Source organism: Planctomyces sp. SH-PL14 (assembly GCF_001610835.1).
In the GTDB taxonomy this organism is placed as follows: domain Bacteria; phylum Planctomycetota; class Planctomycetia; order Planctomycetales; family Planctomycetaceae; genus Planctomyces_A.
The window spans coordinates 247,201-263,532 of sequence record NZ_CP011270.1 but is presented as its reverse complement, the minus strand read 5'-3'; the positions used below and the strand labels follow the sequence as shown (position 1 = coordinate 263,532).

At 61.5% G+C, this 16,332-nt stretch carries 18 protein-coding genes; 10 read left to right on the top strand and 8 right to left on the bottom strand.

All coding sequences use genetic code 11. The features are described 5' to 3' along the window. Nucleotides 1-517: 517 nt before the first annotated feature. Together VT03_RS01035 and VT03_RS01030 are read left to right on the top strand one after the other, a co-directional pair. Entirely contained in the window at nt 518-928 is a 411-nt protein-coding gene (locus VT03_RS01035; protein WP_075091261.1) for a hypothetical protein, read from the top strand. A 574-nt stretch (nt 929-1,502) separates the two neighbouring features. Beyond that, complete coding sequence (locus tag VT03_RS01030) at nt 1,503-1,727, top strand: hypothetical protein (protein WP_156514204.1); 225 nt, start codon at nt 1,503-1,505, stop codon at nt 1,725-1,727. 1,385 nt (nt 1,728-3,112) lie between these two features. Here the strand turns inward: VT03_RS01030 and VT03_RS01015 are convergent. After that, a complete protein-coding gene (locus VT03_RS01015) occupies nt 3,113-3,580 on the bottom strand; it encodes a hypothetical protein (RefSeq protein ID WP_156514203.1) in 468 nt (155 codons plus the stop codon). Nucleotides 3,581-3,960: 380 nt separating this feature from the next. Beyond that, nucleotides 3,961-4,734, bottom strand: a complete 774-nt coding sequence (locus VT03_RS01010) for a hypothetical protein (protein ID WP_156514202.1) — start codon at nt 4,732-4,734, stop codon at nt 3,961-3,963. 390 nt (nt 4,735-5,124) lie between these two features. Here VT03_RS01010 and VT03_RS01005 point away from each other — a divergent pair, with 390 nt between their 5' ends. The 3 genes from VT03_RS01005 to VT03_RS00995 all read left to right on the top strand — a co-directional run bounded on the left by VT03_RS01005 (nt 5,125) and on the right by VT03_RS00995 (nt 7,490). Next, a complete protein-coding gene (locus tag VT03_RS01005; RefSeq protein ID WP_075091255.1) occupies nt 5,125-5,475 on the top strand; it encodes a hypothetical protein in 351 nt (116 codons plus the stop codon). A gap of 240 nt (nt 5,476-5,715) precedes the next feature. Then, a complete protein-coding gene (locus VT03_RS01000; protein WP_075091254.1) occupies nt 5,716-6,591 on the top strand; it encodes an SDR family oxidoreductase in 876 nt (291 codons plus the stop codon). Nucleotides 6,592-6,653: 62 nt separating this feature from the next. Then, nucleotides 6,654-7,490, top strand: coding sequence for an SHOCT domain-containing protein (locus VT03_RS00995; RefSeq protein ID WP_075091253.1), 837 nt, complete (start codon nt 6,654-6,656; stop codon nt 7,488-7,490). Nucleotides 7,491-8,725: 1,235 nt separating this feature from the next. On the opposite strand, the gene VT03_RS00990 is transcribed toward VT03_RS00995, so the two are convergent. The 5 genes from VT03_RS00990 to VT03_RS00970 form a co-directional block, all read right to left on the bottom strand. Then, on the bottom strand, nt 8,726-9,016 hold the full coding sequence (locus VT03_RS00990; RefSeq protein WP_075091252.1) for a hypothetical protein: 291 nt from the start codon (nt 9,014-9,016) through the stop codon (nt 8,726-8,728). A gap of 241 nt (nt 9,017-9,257) precedes the next feature. Continuing rightward, a complete protein-coding gene (locus tag VT03_RS00985) occupies nt 9,258-9,626 on the bottom strand; it encodes a hypothetical protein (RefSeq protein WP_075091251.1) in 369 nt (122 codons plus the stop codon). 210 nt (nt 9,627-9,836) lie between these two features. Further along, a complete protein-coding gene (locus VT03_RS00980; RefSeq protein WP_156514201.1) occupies nt 9,837-10,031 on the bottom strand; it encodes a hypothetical protein in 195 nt (64 codons plus the stop codon). A 74-nt stretch (nt 10,032-10,105) separates the two neighbouring features. Continuing rightward, the gene (locus VT03_RS00975; RefSeq protein ID WP_075091249.1) at nt 10,106-10,402 is read right to left on the bottom strand and encodes a hypothetical protein; all 297 of its coding nucleotides are present in this window, start codon (nt 10,400-10,402) and stop codon (nt 10,106-10,108) included. Nucleotides 10,403-10,691: 289 nt separating this feature from the next. Further along, entirely contained in the window at nt 10,692-11,033 is a 342-nt protein-coding gene (locus VT03_RS00970) for a hypothetical protein (RefSeq protein WP_075091248.1), read from the bottom strand. A 60-nt stretch (nt 11,034-11,093) separates the two neighbouring features. Between VT03_RS00970 and VT03_RS00965 the strand changes: the two genes are divergently transcribed. The 5 genes from VT03_RS00965 to VT03_RS00945 all read left to right on the top strand — a co-directional run bounded on the left by VT03_RS00965 (nt 11,094) and on the right by VT03_RS00945 (nt 15,468). Continuing rightward, nucleotides 11,094-11,492, top strand: a complete 399-nt coding sequence (locus VT03_RS00965) for an OB-fold nucleic acid binding domain-containing protein (protein WP_075091247.1) — start codon at nt 11,094-11,096, stop codon at nt 11,490-11,492. A gap of 76 nt (nt 11,493-11,568) precedes the next feature. Beyond that, nucleotides 11,569-12,222, top strand: coding sequence for a response regulator transcription factor (locus VT03_RS00960; protein WP_075091246.1), 654 nt, complete (start codon nt 11,569-11,571; stop codon nt 12,220-12,222). Nucleotides 12,223-12,310: 88 nt separating this feature from the next. Continuing rightward, entirely contained in the window at nt 12,311-13,684 is a 1,374-nt protein-coding gene (locus VT03_RS00955) for a sensor histidine kinase (RefSeq protein WP_075091245.1), read from the top strand. Between the two features lie 104 nt (nt 13,685-13,788). Further along, nucleotides 13,789-14,139: a DMT family protein gene (locus VT03_RS00950; RefSeq protein WP_075091244.1), complete on the top strand. Its 351-nt coding sequence runs from the start codon at nt 13,789-13,791 to the stop codon at nt 14,137-14,139. 42 nt (nt 14,140-14,181) lie between these two features. Beyond that, a complete protein-coding gene (locus VT03_RS00945; protein ID WP_075091243.1) occupies nt 14,182-15,468 on the top strand; it encodes an MFS transporter in 1,287 nt (428 codons plus the stop codon). 12 nt (nt 15,469-15,480) lie between these two features. Here the strand turns inward: VT03_RS00945 and VT03_RS00940 are convergent. Beyond that, nucleotides 15,481-16,276 (bottom strand): IS5 family transposase gene (locus VT03_RS00940; RefSeq protein ID WP_410000381.1). Its coding sequence is split into 2 segments (ribosomal slippage): nt 15,481-15,939 and nt 15,941-16,276, totalling 795 coding nucleotides; the frame shifts between segments, so codons are not numbered across the junction. Nucleotides 16,277-16,332 lie beyond the last annotated feature (56 nt).

Genomic DNA, 16,332 nt, shown 5'->3' with positions numbered 1-16,332 from the left:
AGCTGGTCGCCGATGGCGCCTGTAGATCGGTCTGGCTGCAGCGGTCGCAACTGGAGTTATTGGGGTGGCCGGTCGTAGGCCGAGGGGCGGCTGGGATTTGATGGGCACGTTGGGGGAGAGACAGACCTGATCCGGCACGCTTCGGGATGGACTGTCGTCGGACCAGCTTTTCCCCAACGTGCTCTGCCACCGTCCTGGAAATGGAGGCGAGAACCCCGCGGGAATACTGCTTGTACGGATGTGCTCTGCGAATTGTACCGGCGAAGCGAACAGCAAAGGTGCGAGTGAACAGCGAGACCGACGTGTCCGTTTGCGGCAGCAAAGGAAATGGAGCCAGCGAAGGCCTAGCACTGGCGGCGGTGACGGGCGCTAACCGACCGGGGTCCGGAGCAGTCGCCCACATCGACGCAGCCGCTCTGGCGAAGTCGTTCGTGTGAGTACCAGGGAACTTTCCGGGGCGGCACCCAGTATCTGTCGGTGTCCAGCATCGGCTTTCGCATGAGAATATTCCGGCTGGATGCCGCGTACCGTCACGGACGAATCTTTACAGGCGCTCATCATGCACGATCCCGGTCTCCGGCCGGACGAAGTGGCCGTTCTCTCCGACAGCGAACATGAATTGTTGTCGGCTCTGGTGAAGGAGGACCGCGGACTGCCGATAGCGTCGATCGCGAGTCCGGACTCAGAAGCCGTCGCCCGCGCTTTAATCGCGAAGCGCTTTGCCTTCGCTCGAAGCACACGCCAGGGAGGGACGTTGAGGGCCACGAAGCTGGGCCGGGCCGTGTGGCTCGAAGCGAAGTACCTTTTCATTCAGGGACGATCTCGCCCCCTCTATTTCCTCGGCCGCCGGCGTGCGGCTGCTCTGGGACTCGTATCTAGCAAGGACGGAATCTCTAGAACCGCCGCGAAGTCGCCGGCCCGACAATGATCAGGCTTGATCGGGATGCGATGGTCGACCTGGCGCAGAACGGACCATCGGTCTGTTCCGACATGCGGGCCTTTCACCGTCTTCGTGCCTCTCGCATTCGTTCGTCGCATCGCCTGCACCTGCGGAGATACATCGTCCTGATTACGCGTTCCTCTCTTCGCGCAACGATGGCGCCTGTCGACCAGACTGGGCGCGCCGAGGTCAGGCGCCGGCTCCCAGGGGAAGCAGATCGGGCCCGGCAGGGAACGAAACCGATCGCTCAAGGACACGACATTTGGGAGGCGAGTCTCGAGAACGGGAAACCGCCGCGCGACTCGACATGGGCTGGCTCGGGGAATTCCGTGTATCAGGGATTCTTTTGATCGACCCCCAACCCGGCGGGGGGCTACGGTCTTGATCGTGCTGAAGCAATTCGGCCGCGTTAGGCTCAACGCGAATGGACCCACAGTCGAGTGACAGAGAGGCCTTGATGTTCGGAGAACTGGTGTTGGTGAGGAACGAAGTCCGCTTCCTGAGAGGCGCGGCCTCCAGCGGAATTGTGGAAAAGCGTCCTCTGTCGGACTCAGAGGACACCATGGTGCGGTTTCTGTGCGCGCGGGGACTCGCGTACCGGGACGGGGGAGCCGATGGCGAAGTCCGCCTGACCGCTCTGGGCAAGCGGATTGCCGCCGAAGTGGTCGAGACAAACGATCCCGCTGCCACCCGGATTCCGTCGGATCGTCTCGAGGCCCTCGCGAGCGCCGAGTCCGGAGACATCGGCACTCGAGACGTAAGGAAGCCGATTTCCAAGAGCGTTTAGTGCTACGCGGGGCCCCACGATAAGTGGGCCCGAGTTCAATAAGAGCACTCGCCGGTGAGTGATACGCGCCCTCTGGTGCCTCAGACACCGGAGATCCTCTGGTTTCGGTCAAACTCGGACTGGCTCATCCGGTGGAGAGTGGACGCAATCGCGAGCGATCTGACAATGATTGGCCAAGAGAAGCGCCTGCCGGATTTCGCCTTTCCGACAGAGTGAAGGAGTCGGAAGAAAGGGAGCGAATGAGAGCCGACCTGGTGCTTATGGCAGACGAGGTGCGACTGCTGAAACAGCGGGAGATGCAGGGTCTCTGGACCCGCACTCCCTGGACGATGGGAGGTGGAGTCGTCTGCAAGTTTCTTTGCGAGGAGGGCCTGGCTGAGGTTCGAGATGGAGAGATGAAACTCTCCTCACTGGGGCATCGCTTGGCCCGGAAGCTCATCGCCGATGGAGCGACGGGCGCGGTGCGGATCCCGGGGACGGTGATCGAGACTCTGAGCCGAGTTGGCGTGGCATAGTGAGTCATCGGGGCGTTCAGGATCGGACAGAGGGGCCTGCATCGCTCGTCGGACTGCGTCGCATCATTGCCACGAGCTCTCTCCCGGGGATACCCATTTCCTGAAGAGGAAAGCGGTGAGACACAACATGGATGACGTGCTGTTGCCCATCATGTGGTACATGCTCCTGCGAAACGCGGCTCGAGGACCGGGTGTCCCATTCGAGGTCCTGACGCCGCCACAGGTGCTGATGGCGTGCGACCTTGCTCGACTCGGGCTTGTCAGAGGCTTTCGCCACCATCTCGTCGCCACGGAGAAAGGGATTCGCGCATCGCAGATCACCGTAGAAACAGTCCACGGGACGGCCGTGGTCCGAATCACAGCGGACCTCCTGGCGTCCGACACGCCGTCCGTCGACATGCTCTGCACAAGTGATTGCTGATTCGAGCGATCGGTCCTTTGTTTCAGAAGCGTGCTGTACATCCAAGCTGGCATAGACCACGGTCTGCTGTGGATGGGCCACACATCATCGCGAAATCAGGAAGTCGTTCGGAATCGGAGCCCGGACGCTTGCTCGGCCTATGATGTCGTTAACGATTGAGGTGCAAAATGCAACGAGTCGCTCTGCTGCGCCTTCCGGCAGCGAAGGGGTGATCGTCCTGCTCCCAGGAGCCAAACGCAGCGACTCGACAAATGGTCCACCAAGGCGGCGGGTCGGCTCGGTGGCCGGAAACTCCCGAGTGACCACAAGTGGGAAACGAGAGCCGCAAAGCGGCGTTCATGCCGCCCCACTCCCGAACGCTTACTACGTCGAGGCTCGCTACCGTTTGCTCGCCGGGTGAGAAGCACATTGTCCATCCAGATTCGCGGCCGCCCCCGCCCCACGACTTCTCAGTAGTAAAAGGTAGTAATCGCCTCGCCTTTCGACGCCGCATCTTCCAAGCATCGGAGCAACGCAGCGCTGCCCGCCTCAATGTCCAGATCCTCTGGATACGCCATCCCTCGCGATCTGAACTTCCCTACCTCTTCGGCAACTTCGTCCTCGGTCAGAGAGCTGATGACCGGAAAGTCGCCGTTGCTCGGAACGCCGGCGACTGCACGAGGTGAAGCGAGACGTGTCTCCAACTTGAGTGAACCTATCTCGCCGATCTGATCATCGTCAGCAAGGCGACGACCGAGACTCCGGCAAATCTCCTGCAGCGCGTATCCGTAGTAACTCTTCGGAATCCGTCGGGACGGCTTCCCGTTCACCACCGCCTTCACGGCTGCGAGGAGCTGCGGATCGATCGTCGCGTCAACGGGCTTGTCGTCGTCGCGATGGAACTCTTCAAGGGACATTGCTGCCGGGTGGAACAGCACCTGAGCTGCGTCCCCGTTCCGAGCTATGGTGATGTCGCTGAATGCTTCGAAGAGACGTCTTTGCGTGTCCGCGTGCGGCCAAGGAGGTGAAGAGCGTCGTCCGTCCAAGCGTTGAATAGAGGGTCGTCACGCCTTCGTGAGACGACTCGGATCGATACTGAAGGATCACGCCCTCTTCGAGAACCGCGACCCAATGTTGTCGACGTAGGGACGCTCAGGCTGTGTCTGGCCGAGAACGAAGACACGCCGCGACTTCGTACCCGTCGATGCCAGGAAGGGCCAGATTCAGTAGCACGACGTCTGGCCGATCCAAGGCACAGAACGTCGCTTTCTCACCATCGATGTTGGGCAGACCTACCCATTCAGACTGGGCCCGGCGGTCAATCAGCCGGAGAACGTGGGGCTTCCAGTGGAAGCGTGGCGATTCCGTGAACCGACAGATAGACGGAGGACCTATCGGACGCCGTCTTCTCATTCGCGTCGTACCGCCAAACTTCCTTGTCGTCCAGCAGGGCGACAGATGTACTGCGGGTCGACTGAATCAACCCGTACTGCCAGATCTCGCCCTCTGCCGCGGAGTTCTTTGTCTCCAGCACCAGGATGACTTCCGGATCGTTTCCGACAACGAGAGAGAAGAGCGCCCCGTCAGGCTCCTCGAGAGCATTCTCGGGAAAGCGATCCAACGGCGTCGTCAGCAGGCGAAGATTGCGTTTTCCTCGCGACGCTTCTTCCGTGTAAGCCGAGAATCGCCGAGAAAAGGACTTCATTTGGGTCAGGCGGAGGTTCCGGCTGGCCGCTGGCGCGGGAGCCATTGGAAGATCATGCATCTGGACACCCGGAGAGTCGGGTGTCCAGAAGACCTTGCCGTCTCGCGATCCCGTGAGTCGCTCTCCGTCCCGGGCCAAGCTGTGCACGGCGTGACAGTAGACTCGGCCCCCGCGGTTGTTCAGATACGAGAACAGCTGTCCGACCACGAGCGGCCGGCCGCCCTTCCGCCAGACGTACACGGCACCGTGAATGTCCCCCTGCTCCAGAGGATTGGTCCACCGGAGGATGGGGGTCGGATCAAGGCGGAGCTCGATATCGCCCGGCTGAAGGACGAAGCGATAGGCGTTCTCGGCATCGGACTGATAGAACGCGTTCCAGGCTTTCACAGTCTCTTGATCCGAACTTCCGTTCGCCGGTTGTTGGCCGGACGCCTCCTGGGCCCAAGTTGTTCGGCATCCGACCGTGAGGAAGAGCACAACAGCGAGCGGGCACGCGATCAACAGGTGGTGCATTGGTGCCTTCCACGATATGGGGGGGCTGCGCGTCGACCCCAGACAGTCTGGATGTTGCCGGATAACTCGTACAGTCACCGGGACAGCTCACAACCCGCCAAGGGAGAGCGGACAGGTACCCGTCTTGGGACTCGCGATGTGAACAAGGTCATCGCTCGGATGTCGGCAGCAATCTGCGCCCGTTTGAAACGCACAGTCACTCGCCCCACTCGGCGGCATGGCGGTTGCTCGATAGTTCCTGTCCCGTCACCAAGGAGAAATCAAATGGCCGCTTCAAAACCTTACACCGCCGACGAGCTGAGCGGCTGGGAACGCGTGAAGAAAGCTTTCGAGAACGACTGGGAGCAAACCAAGGCCGACTTCGGTTCGCGGGAAGCTCGCGACATGAATCAGGACGTCGACGACACGGTCAAGCAGATGGCCGGGAGCGAGAACGCCTTCGAGAACCGCGAGCAGGCATTCCGCTTCGGCTTCGCTTCGCAGAAGCGCCACCACGGCGAGTATCCCGCGTGGAACGATACTCTCGAGACACGCCTGCGGTCTGAGTACGACGGCGACTACGATCGTGATCGAGCTTACATCCGCCACGCGTACAACCGTCGCTACGCCGGCTGAGCCAACGCGGCATAAGTCGCTAAGCAAGAGACGCGACTTCACTACCGCCCGGTCTGGTGCAGCGGGCGGCAAGTCCTGAGTGCCTTCATCGAACAACGCCGTGATGAACATTCATCATGGCGTTGTTGTCTTTGAGGGGGTGAAGACCTTTGAGGAACTGCCGAGCCGGAATGCCGGCTGCTGCGGCTGAGTAGACCGTACCGTCCGCCGAAGTCCTTCCAACACGAAGCTCCCCTAGCCATGATTCAAGAGCAGAAGCACCCGACCTCGCAACTCCCTGAGCAGACCCAGCCGAAGCCCGGCTTAGACTCGGCAATGAATCCTCGGCCGGAGTACGAGGCGCCCCTGTACCGTGGCTCGGGCAAATTGGAGGGACTTTCGGCCTTGATCACGGGAGGCGACTCCGGGATCGGCCGGTCCGTGGCCGTCCTCTTTGCTCGCGAAGGGGCCAACGTCGCGATCGTCTACCTCCCTCCCGAGCAGTCCGACGCCGAGACAACCAAGGCGGCCATCGAGAAGGAAGGCCGCAGAGGATTGCTGATTCCGGGCGATGTCACGGACGCGGCGTTCTGCCGGTCCGCCGTCCAGACGACCGTTCAGGAGTTCGGACAGCTCGACATTCTCGTCAACAACGCCGCCTACCAGCAGACGCACAAGTCGCTCGAGGACATCTCGGATGACGAGTGGGACCTGACGTTTCGGACCAACATTCACGGTTACTTCTACATGGCCAAGGCGGCATTGCCTCACCTGGCGCCCGGGTCCGCCATCATCAACTGCGGATCAATCACAGGATTGGAGGGGAGTAAGGAACTGATCGACTACGCCTCGACGAAGGGAGCGATCCACGCCTTCACGAAGTCGTTGGCTCAGAACCTGGCTGACCGAAGGATCAGGGTGAACTGCGTCGCGCCGGGACCGATCTGGACTCCGCTTCAGCCGGTCTCGAAGCCGCCGGAGAAAGTTGCCAAGCATGGCGCCGACACGCCAATGAAGCGTCCCGGTCAACCGGAAGAGGTCGCGCCGGCGTTCGTGTTCTTCGCTTCGCAGGCGGACTCCAGCTACATCAGCGGAGAGATTCTTACCGTTCTGGGCGGTGAGACGCGAGCCGGCTGAAGGGCTCACCAATGAGGTCACTTGCGGGGCAACGGATTCCTGACGAAGCACATGTGAGCACCATGCAGCTGACACCTGAGGGACGGAAACGAATTCAAGAGATCGCCCGCCGGAATCAGGTATCGGCCGAGGCAGTGACAACGTTGCTTGAAGCCGTCGTCCAGGGCAACGGGACGATGGCCCAGTTCTCGATCGCCGAACTGGGAGGGGTCGGGCAATGGATGCGGGGCGGAATGACGATGATTGGCGACATGTTCAATCACGCCCTGAAAGCCAAGGTGGATGCGCTTTGCCGGGAACTCTCGGACCTCCTCAACGACTCCCCAATTTCGGAAGAGAGCCCATCTATGAGTCAGTCTCAGAGTCAGTCACAATCTTCGAGTCGAGCACCGCGAGACGTCCCAGCTCCGACAGCCGCAGCAGTGGGCAACACTGCCCGCAGATCAAATCTCTTTGTTCAGGGCACCGCGGCACAATCCAAGAACTGGTGGCCCGACGAGCTGGGGACGCCCAACGCGACGGGATCCCAGAACAACATGCGGTACGCTTACTTCGCGGGGCCTCGGCGGCTGGCCCTCGATCTCGGCGGAGAAGTCTCGGTGTACGACACGCTGGATCATCAGATCGGAGGGGTTTCTCAACAACAGTCCGGGGGCAGTTCCATCAAATTCAGCAGCCAGCATGGTCCGATCGACATCGCCAGCCTGCCTCAGCTTTACCCGGCGAAGGCAGTCTCGGAACCTCTCCCGCGTGAACAGACGGAGTCAAAGGTGGAAAGGCGGTCGGGTTCGGAAGACGTAATCTCGTCGATCGAACGCCTGGCGAAGCTGCACAAAAGCGGTGCATTGACGGAAGAGGAGTTTCAGACAAAGAAACGCGAACTGCTCGCACGGTTATGAGCATTGGACGTATCGATCGTTGTTTAGTGAACGCGCTTCAGTGACCTCCCGTTATCTAGCGAGTTGTGGAATTCGATCTGTCATCTGCCGCCCCTGTACGGCAGTCAGCCTCCCCACGGGATCCGATTGCCAGGACCGAGCGCAGCCCATTGCCTCGAGAGCTTCGTTGCCCAGAGGGATCCTGCCCTCACCCGTATGCGAGAAGCACCTGGGACCTGCTCCATCTCAGCACGTGAAACGACCTGCCCTCGATCTGTCGCGACGACGCGCCCCTTCTCCAGACGCACCAAGCCGAGGTGGGCCAACCACCATGTAGCTGCAGCCTCTGGAACCGTGAGCCGCTGCACTGGAACTCCATCAGCGGTCGCCGCCCCCTGTAATAACTCGTATGTGATGTCTGAGAACACCCAGTCTTCTGCGATCACGTTTTTTCTCTCGTCATCCGACACGGGCGCTGCGGGAAAGACGTCGAGCGATGGGCACTACCGGACGGCGCTTGGCACAAACAGGTTTTCCCCCAACATCGCTGGGAAAGTCCGTTCAGCCACTGCGAGTCAACCGCCCCTGAAAGCAGCCAGCGTTGACGGTCGAAGTCGCACTACGCCGACATTGCCGTCTTCGGTCAGCTCACGGGCGACCTGGCGGCCCCAGGAAGTCAGACGAAGGCCATTCGCCCGAAGTTCCGCCAGTCCCTGCTCACAAAAGAATTCGAAAGCTGCCTCTTCGGACAGACCTCCGTGCGTCCCGCAGAGCCCCCCCTGCAACGCACTCCGTTTCAGTAACGCAACTTCATCAGGCAAGAGCACCAGGTCCTGCATCGAACTGCTCCCTCGCTGTTCGCGATTTCGATCGCAGCACCCGGCAGGCCGTATCGAGTTGGCTCAATCCTTCGAGAACCGCCGACCATCGACTACTTGCGAATCAACCTCAGTCCAGGAGTTCCATGAAGACCAGGAATTCCCCGGGAACGGGGTCGCTGAGAAATCAGGGCGGATGCGAGCTCCGAATGGTGTTCACCTCGAGTCCAATTGCTTGCCGCGATGACGTTGTCAACGGCCGTCCGATCCTGCTCGGCCTCGTTACTCGAATACGACGTCGGAGGCGCCCTGTTCGCAACCGCGTCTCGACGTCGGTTGGCTTAGCCGGAGAGAAGATGGCCGAGCCAAGGAGCACATCGCCGCCGTTCCCAGACACGCTACGGCAAGCCAGGAAGAGCGATTCCCCCAACGTGACCGTTACATGCACGGCGAACGCGTGAATACAACTTGCGGCCCCAGTGCATCGAGAAGGGCCGGGGGAATGGATACGGTGCCAGCCGCCGAAGTTGAGATGAGCCGGCGTGCCAAGCGTTGACCGAAGGCTGTGAGTCGCACCTGATCGCCTTCAAGATCGGCGAGACCGGACTGGCAGAAGAAATCACAAGCGATCTCGTGGCCGAGCGTCTCACCCGTTCGGCGGAGGGCCCCCTGCGTTGCAGCGAACTTCAGCAGCGCGACCTCGTCGGACAGCAGAACAAGCCCTTTCATCGGCCACCCCACAGACCCTCAAGTGGTCGGGAAGGAAGGACCGGCAGGACTCAGCTTCCAACGCCCATCTTCCCAAGCGGTTGACCGCGCACCAGACGTGATCTGGGTGCCACGCGCGAAATCGCCGTGTCGGCGTCGAGAAGATCGGGGGTCAGTAATCCTTTGTGGTCTGAGAGCGGTTACCAGCTCTTTGACCGCAGCCCGAGTATGCGGCGATCTGCACGACTCGGTGGGGGCGAATCTAGGCGCTCGCGGGAAGGGACGCCTCCCGACATAACTGCGACCCGTACGAGATCTCCGCCTCTACGACTGGCGCCTCCAGAGCTTCCAAGACCGCTTGGGAGACGACAACCGTCCCGGCCGCTCCTGTATCCCAAAGGTGGTCCACGAGGCGGGTCCCAAACTTGGTCAGACGCAGTTCGTCGCCGTGATCGTCGGTTACACCCGCTTCGCAAAAGAAGTCACAGGCGACGTCGTGGCCCAAGGTGGAACCGTACCGGGACAGCCGCCCCGATCTCCGGGCCCCCTTGAGCAGAGTTACCTCGTCGGCCAACAATACCAATCCCTTCATCTCCAACTCCAACTCCGTCGAGTCATCGTCGGTCGCCAACAGGAGGGGCTCGGCGAGCTCTCGATTTCGCCGAACATTTTCGCGGGACGTCCACGCTTGGCAAGCCCCTTTTTCCCGGGGGTCCGCCGGTTACTTTTCCCTCATTTTTCGCTCGGGAAAGGGCCCCACCAAAGGCACGCAGCACCGGCGCTGATTCGACATGTGCCAAGCTCTGCGGCGCGTACGCACCGGCCTCCCGAATGGCCGGCATCAGTCGTCGAGGTCGCGGCGAAGCACCACCACAAGCTCGTCCGTTTCGTGGTATCGCTGGGCAGTTACGGCCCGTCGACCACGTTCGGAGCAACAGACTTTCCCGCCCTTCTCCGTCACAAGTTTATCCGCCAGCAGCCGCCGAAGGCTTTCGCCCCGCTCAGCGTTCACGTGCCGGGAATCAGTGTCTCCCATCCAGACCAACTCCTGAAGGAGCCGGAAGTCCGGAAGTCGCATTGAAACGAGAGGCTGTGGGCTGTCGGTCATTCTCACTCTACCTGTTGCTGATCGAACGACGCGGCAGCGGCAACCACACCACTCGCGGTGAGATAGACGGCAGTCCCTCCCACATCCGCCCTGCGTGCGCACGCCACAGCCTGACCCAGAATGGTCGGAACCACGTACCCGTCTCGGGCCTCAACCAGTCCCTTCCTGATCAGCATTGTCGTAGAGAACCCCCGCCCGGGTGCTACACCGCTGTTCTCCAAGCCGCCAGCCTGCACGGCTTCCAACAGCAACTCGTAATCGGGAATCAGAATGCACAGATCGCGAAACTCGATGGTCATCGCAGGTTGAAAGCATGGCGTGGGACCTAGTCCTGGCTGGGGCGTGCGTTCCTGCTCGAGCGAATGCATAGGGCGCGCCCGTGCACGTGTGCTTCCAGCGATGAACGCGAGTCGCCCACCTCCGGCATCCCCACGTTGAACGTCGCAGCTTCTCACCTCCGTTTAATCCATGGCTCTTAGATTCTCTCCGTCACTGGGCGGGGACTCACGGATCAGTCGATCCCAACCGTTCCGGTCTGAGAGAGAAGTCACCATGCACCTGAGTCGACTCAAATTCTGGGGCGCGGCATCAGCGGTAGCTTTGGGCAGCGTTGTTTTGCCCTTTGGGCTCGCGTCCCGAATAACGCAAGCCGAGCCCCCCGTTCAAGAAGATCATTCTGAGGAGCACAAAGTGATTCGAGGGACCGTTCGACAGTTTTTGAAAAATGACCATGAGGACATCGACGGCGTGGCACTGGACGGAGGCGTCGATATCCGCTTCCCTCCACACATCGGCAGGGAGGTCACCAGGCTCGCGAAAGTGGGTGACGAGGTCGCCATTCAGGCCGAGCGCGTCACGCGGCCGCGGGGCGAGACGGTTCTTGAAGCTCGCAGGATCGAGCGGGAAGGGCGAGTGGTCGAGGTCGACCACCCGCCTCGGGGTCCTAAGGGAAAGCCGGGCCCGAAGGGAAAGCCTGGACAGGACGTGCCAATGAAGGCGCAGGGAGCCGTCGCTGAACTGCTGACCAATCCGCACGGTGATGTCGACGGGTTCCGGCTGAAGGACGACACGGAAGTGAAGTTTCCTCCGCATCTTGGCGCAGAGCTGGAGGCGATCGTCAAGCCGGGCGAGCTCGTGCGAATCGATGGACGGAAGCACATCACGCCGAAGGGGGACGTGCATCTGCATGCGGATCGAATCGAAGTCGTTGCCACGGGAACGACCATCGAACGGCATCCGCCGATGCCGGGAGGCCCAGGTGGGCCGCGGAGGGAGCCGCAGCAGGAAAGCTCGCGGCCCCGTGAGTTCGACGACCTGCAGCGAACTCAAGACGAGATTCTTCGGGAGCTTCGCGACCTGCGGAAGCTGCTGGAGAATGGGGCTTCCTAGGGTACGCTGTCAGGAGGCGCGGCCACTCGGTCGCGCCTCTGTTCTCTTGACTTACGCCCCCCTAGAGCAGAGTCCGATGCGTCTTCTGGTCATCGAGGATCAACCGGAACTCCGGCGGCTGCTGATCGGAATGCTGGAGGACGACGGCTACGCGGTTGACGTCGCGCCAGATGGTGCCGATGGACTCGCGAAGGCCCAGTCCTGGCCTTATGACGCCATCGTTCTCGACATCATGCTTCCCAAAGTCGACGGGTGGAAGCTCCTCGAACAACTTCGGGAGACGCACCACACGCCCGTGTTGATTCTTTCGGCACGTGACTCCCTCTCGGATCGGGTCCTCGGTCTCGATCTCGGCGGGGACGACTTTCTGTCCAAGCCATTCGAGCGTGTGGAACTGCTGGCTCGATTGCGAGCCCTGATCCGACGCGCCGCGGGCCGAACGAAATCGACAGTCACGATTGGCGACCTGCTTCTCGACATGCGTTCGCAGACGGTCAGCCGAAGTGGTGAGGGAATTCCGCTGACGGCGAGGGAGTACGGACTGTTCCAGTATCTCGCGCTTCACCGTGGAAAAGTGGTCAGCCGCTCCGAGCTGTATGACCATCTCTTTGACGAGAATGACGAGGCGGCGTCGAATCTTCTCGATGTCTACGTCTCTTATCTCCGCAAGAAGCTCGGACCAGACATCATTGAGACGCGACGGGGCCAGGGTTATGTCATCCCCGAATAAACCGGAAGCCGAAACGCCCCCATCCTCCGCAGCGTCCCCGAACCCGGCTGCGGATCGGCCGTCGCACCGCCCATGGACGCTCCGCAGTGTGCTGACCGCATCGCATGTGGGCCTTCTGGCCGCCGTTGTCGCCGCGTTCGCCGGGACGATCTACTGGATGATGTCCAGGGCAGTGCACCATCAGGCAGAGGCCGACCTTCTGGCAGCGGCCGAGATCCTGGTTCGCGAGCTGAATGAAGGGACCGCACCGACATCTCTCCGAATTCCGGAAACGTACTTCCATCGATTCGGACCGGCTCCGCGGGATCAGGCATTCTTCGCTCTGTGGAACTCGGCAGGAGTGAAGGTCGTTGACAAGGGAAACGTTCCCGCTGGAATCGGTCCACTCGATCGGCGACCAAAGCGGGAAGGGCCCCATCCCTTCGAGACGCAGGTCAGCGGCCCTCGGCTCGACATCGTTGTCGCAACGCCTGATGGCGGACAACTCCGGATCGGGCGCCCCTTGGCAAAGGAGTCTGACGATCTAGGGCGGCTGGCCGTGCGGCTGGCAACCGGCGCGATGGTCGCACTGGTGATCGGAGCAATCGCTGCCGTCTGGCTCGCCGACCGGATCTCGACTCCATTACGTCGCATGGCTGTATCGGCGCAGCGGGTCTCCGATCGAAACCTCAAGGAACGTCTTCCCGCTGAGTCCACAATCGTCGAAGTCGGTCAGCTTGCGACGGTCTTTAACGCCATGCTTCTGAGGCTGGAGCAGGCCTTTGATCGGCAGTCTCGCTTCACGGCCGACGCCTCCCATGAACTCCGGACTCCGGTCGCGGTGATCCTCGCGCAGGCGGAACACGCACTGTCTCGGGAACGGGCGTCCGAAGACTACCAGGGGGCCCTCGGAACGTGCCGGGATGCGGCGAGACGCATGAAGAGATTAGTCGGCGACCTGCTGCTGTTGAGTCGAGCCGACAGTGGCCAGTTGCTGGCACGACGCGACCCGATCGACCTGGCTCAGATCACGCGTGACGTCGTCGACCTCCTGAGGCCACTGGCACAAGAGCGAAAGGTCCAGGTCAACACAAACCTTGCCCCCAGTCGCTCGCTCGGAGATGCGGGACAGCTCGGACAGGTGGTGACGAATCTGCTGACCAACGCCATCCGCTACAACCATCTCGGAGGAGAGGTCCTGGTCTCCGTCGAGCCGCGGCAATGTGAGGACAGCTCCGTCAAGGTTGCCCTGACTGTTGAGGATCGCGGCCCGGGTATCCCTCTCACGAGTCAGGCGACTGTGTTCGACCGCTTCACTCGCGGCGATTCGGCCCGAACGCAGCATGGGGAAACTGGGACCGGTCTGGGCCTCAGCATCGTGAGGGAGATTGTCGAGGCCCATGGAGGAACAGTCGCCCTCCAGTCGACGCCAGGGAACGGGACCACGATGACGGTCCTCCTTCCAACCTCCGCAATGACTTGATCGCTCGACGGGTGTTCGTCACGACGGTCGCTTTCATCACCGTTTAAGGTTCGCTGCCAACCCTGGCGTATTCCGATCCCGCGGCCTGCCTTGCGAACCACGCCATGTCTCCACTGGTGATTCCAACCGTCGTCACATTGTTGGCGATTTCCAACGTATTCATGACCTTTGCCTGGTATGGCCACCTGAAGAATCTGGCCGATCGCCCGTGGTATGTCGCGGTTCTTGTGAGCTGGCTGATCGCCTTCTTCGAGTATCTCGTGCAGGTTCCCGCGAACCGCTATGGCGATGCCCACCGACTGAGCCTCGGGCAGCTCAAGATCCTGCAGGAGGTGGTTACGTTGTCCGTGTTCGTCCCATTCTCGGTGTACTACATGAATCGGCCGGTCAACTGGAACTTCGCGTGGGCAGGACTTTGCCTGTGCGGCGCCGTGTTCTTCGTCTTCAGGTCGTAGGCCGTCCTCTCCCTTCTCTCACCGTTGACCGGGAGTTGGATCATGTCGGTAATCTTGTCGGACTGTCCCCCAACCGTTCCAGTGACGGCGATTGGTGGGAGACGCTGGAGCGATCGGGCTCTCGACGTGACGGCGTTCTTTCTCGCGGACGTTGCGGATGGACTGGGTCCGTTTCTCGTCATCGATCTGACAAGCCGCCGGGGATGGTCTTCATCGGAGGCGGGGCTTGCGCTGGCGATGCTCCTCGTCGGAACAGTCGCGACCCAGACATTGGTCGGCTTCTGGATCGACAGCACGAGGCGAAAGCGACTGGCCGTTGCCGCCGCGGCGCTCGTTGTCGCCTTTGCATCCGTTTTGCTCTATTCCGCAAACTCCCGGAGTGCCGTCTACGGCCTTCAGGTGCTCACTGGCGTAACAGTGGCGGTGATCCCTCCCGCACTGGCGGCGATCAGCCTGGGGCTGGTCGGTCGCGAGCGCCTCGCATCACGACTCGGACGAAACGAAGCTTGCTTTCACGCGGGGAATGTGGCGTCGGCTGTCATGGCCGCCGCGGCCAACTGGTGCTGCGGATCGATGGGGATCTTCTACGGCGTCGCGGTCATGGCGATCGCCAGTTCGATCAGCGTGCTTCAGATTCGAGAGAGGGACATCGACCATCAACTCGCCCGCGGGGCCGACAGTCCCGACGGCCACTGCGCGATCGTCCCGCTTCGACGACTTTTGACCGACTCCCGAATCCTCTGGTTCACCGTCGCAGTGGTTCTCTTTCATTTCGCCAACGCGGCCATGCTCCCCCTGGTAGGCCAGAAGGTTGGTCACAAGTCGCCGGAGAGCGCGGCGACGCTGATGGCGGTGTGCATCATCGTCGCTCAGGTGACGATGGTTCCTGTCGCACTGCTGGGGAGTGTGAAGGCGACTCTCTCCCGCCGACGGGTATTCCTTCTGGGATTCGCAATCCTTCCCATCCGGGGCTTGATCTACACGCTGACCGACGCCACACCGCTGCTCATCGCGAATCAAATCTTGGACGGGGTCGGGGCCGGCATTTTCGGCGTCGTCTCGGTGCTCATGATGGCGGACCTGACACGAGGGACCGGCCGGTTCAACTTCGCGCAGGGGATGGTGGCGACTGCCATCGGCCTTGGAGCGGCGGCGAGCAACTATCTGACCGGCCTGATCGTCGATGCCGGAGGATATGACTACGGCTTCTTGTTCCTGTCCGGGATCGCGGTTGTCGCTGCCGTAACGTTCCTTGTTCGGGTCGCCGACACCGGGCCTAACAGTGCCCCCAAGAAACTGAATGGCGTACGAATCGCAAAAGACGAGTAACGACCTTAGAGCCTATCCGAGAACCCCGGCCGTCCTCCAAGCGGTGATGGCGAACTGCAGGTGGAGAAATGCGAGGTAGTTGACGGCGGTCTTTTCCCAGCGAGTCAGCAGGCGTCGGGCGCGGTTCGTCCACGAGTGCAGCCGTTCCACCACCCACCGTCGTGCCCGACCCCGTCGCCGCACAGGACGCGGGGGCTCGGTCCCCTTCCGAGGGATATGGACGACGTATCCGCGACGGGCCGCCGTCTGGCGGATTGTCTGCGCGTTGTAGCCCTTGTCCGCGCACAGATGCTGACGACGACGTCCCGGGGGACGGCGGACGGGAAGGCTTTGGAACGTCTCGACCACCAACTTCTGATCGTGCACGTTGGCGCCGGCCACGGCCACTCCCACCGGCACACCCCGGCCATCAGTCAGCACCGAGCGTTTGACACCGAGTTTCCCCCGATCGGTGGGGTTCTTCCCCGTCTTTTTCCCCCCCGAGCGGCGCTTTGGTCATGGCCCCATCCAGACTCTGCCACTCCCAGTCGATCCCTTTCAGGTCATCGTATTCCTCAAGCGCGGTCCGCCACAGTTTGTGGAACAGGCCGCGTTTGACCCACTCCTGGAAGTCGGCGTGAATGGCGCTGCCGGAGCCGAACTCCTGGGGCATCGCCTTCCATTGGCAACCCGTCCGCAGCACGTACAGGATGCCTGTCACGACACGGCGTAAAGGCAGACGTGGACATCCCCCTCGACAATTCGGTTTGTAAGCCGGGAGCGCGGGCTCGATCCGTTCCCAGAGCGAATCGGAGATCTGGTGAAACATTGACGTGTCTCTGACTGCCACAGGCACACCTCCATGCACCTTTCGAGAGCAGACAC

Coding starts and splice junctions, on each gene's coding strand:
- VT03_RS00975 (WP_075091249.1), bottom strand. CDS start 10,402: ATGACCATCGAGTTTCGCGATCTGTGCATTCTGATTCCCGATTACGAG.
- VT03_RS00965 (WP_075091247.1), top strand. CDS start 11,094: ATGAAGGCGCAGGGAGCCGTCGCTGAACTGCTGACCAATCCGCACGGT.
- VT03_RS01000 (WP_075091254.1), top strand. CDS start 5,716: ATGATTCAAGAGCAGAAGCACCCGACCTCGCAACTCCCTGAGCAGACC.
- VT03_RS01030 (WP_156514204.1), top strand. CDS start 1,503: ATGGTGCGGTTTCTGTGCGCGCGGGGACTCGCGTACCGGGACGGGGGA.
- VT03_RS01005 (WP_075091255.1), top strand. CDS start 5,125: ATGGCCGCTTCAAAACCTTACACCGCCGACGAGCTGAGCGGCTGGGAA.
- VT03_RS00980 (WP_156514201.1), bottom strand. CDS start 10,031: ATGGGAGACACTGATTCCCGGCACGTGAACGCTGAGCGGGGCGAAAGC.
- VT03_RS01035 (WP_075091261.1), top strand. CDS start 518: ATGCCGCGTACCGTCACGGACGAATCTTTACAGGCGCTCATCATGCAC.
- VT03_RS00990 (WP_075091252.1), bottom strand. CDS start 9,016: ATGAAAGGGCTTGTTCTGCTGTCCGACGAGGTCGCGCTGCTGAAGTTC.
- VT03_RS00960 (WP_075091246.1), top strand. CDS start 11,569: ATGCGTCTTCTGGTCATCGAGGATCAACCGGAACTCCGGCGGCTGCTG.
- VT03_RS00950 (WP_075091244.1), top strand. CDS start 13,789: ATGTCTCCACTGGTGATTCCAACCGTCGTCACATTGTTGGCGATTTCC.
- VT03_RS00995 (WP_075091253.1), top strand. CDS start 6,654: ATGCAGCTGACACCTGAGGGACGGAAACGAATTCAAGAGATCGCCCGC.
- VT03_RS00945 (WP_075091243.1), top strand. CDS start 14,182: ATGTCGGTAATCTTGTCGGACTGTCCCCCAACCGTTCCAGTGACGGCG.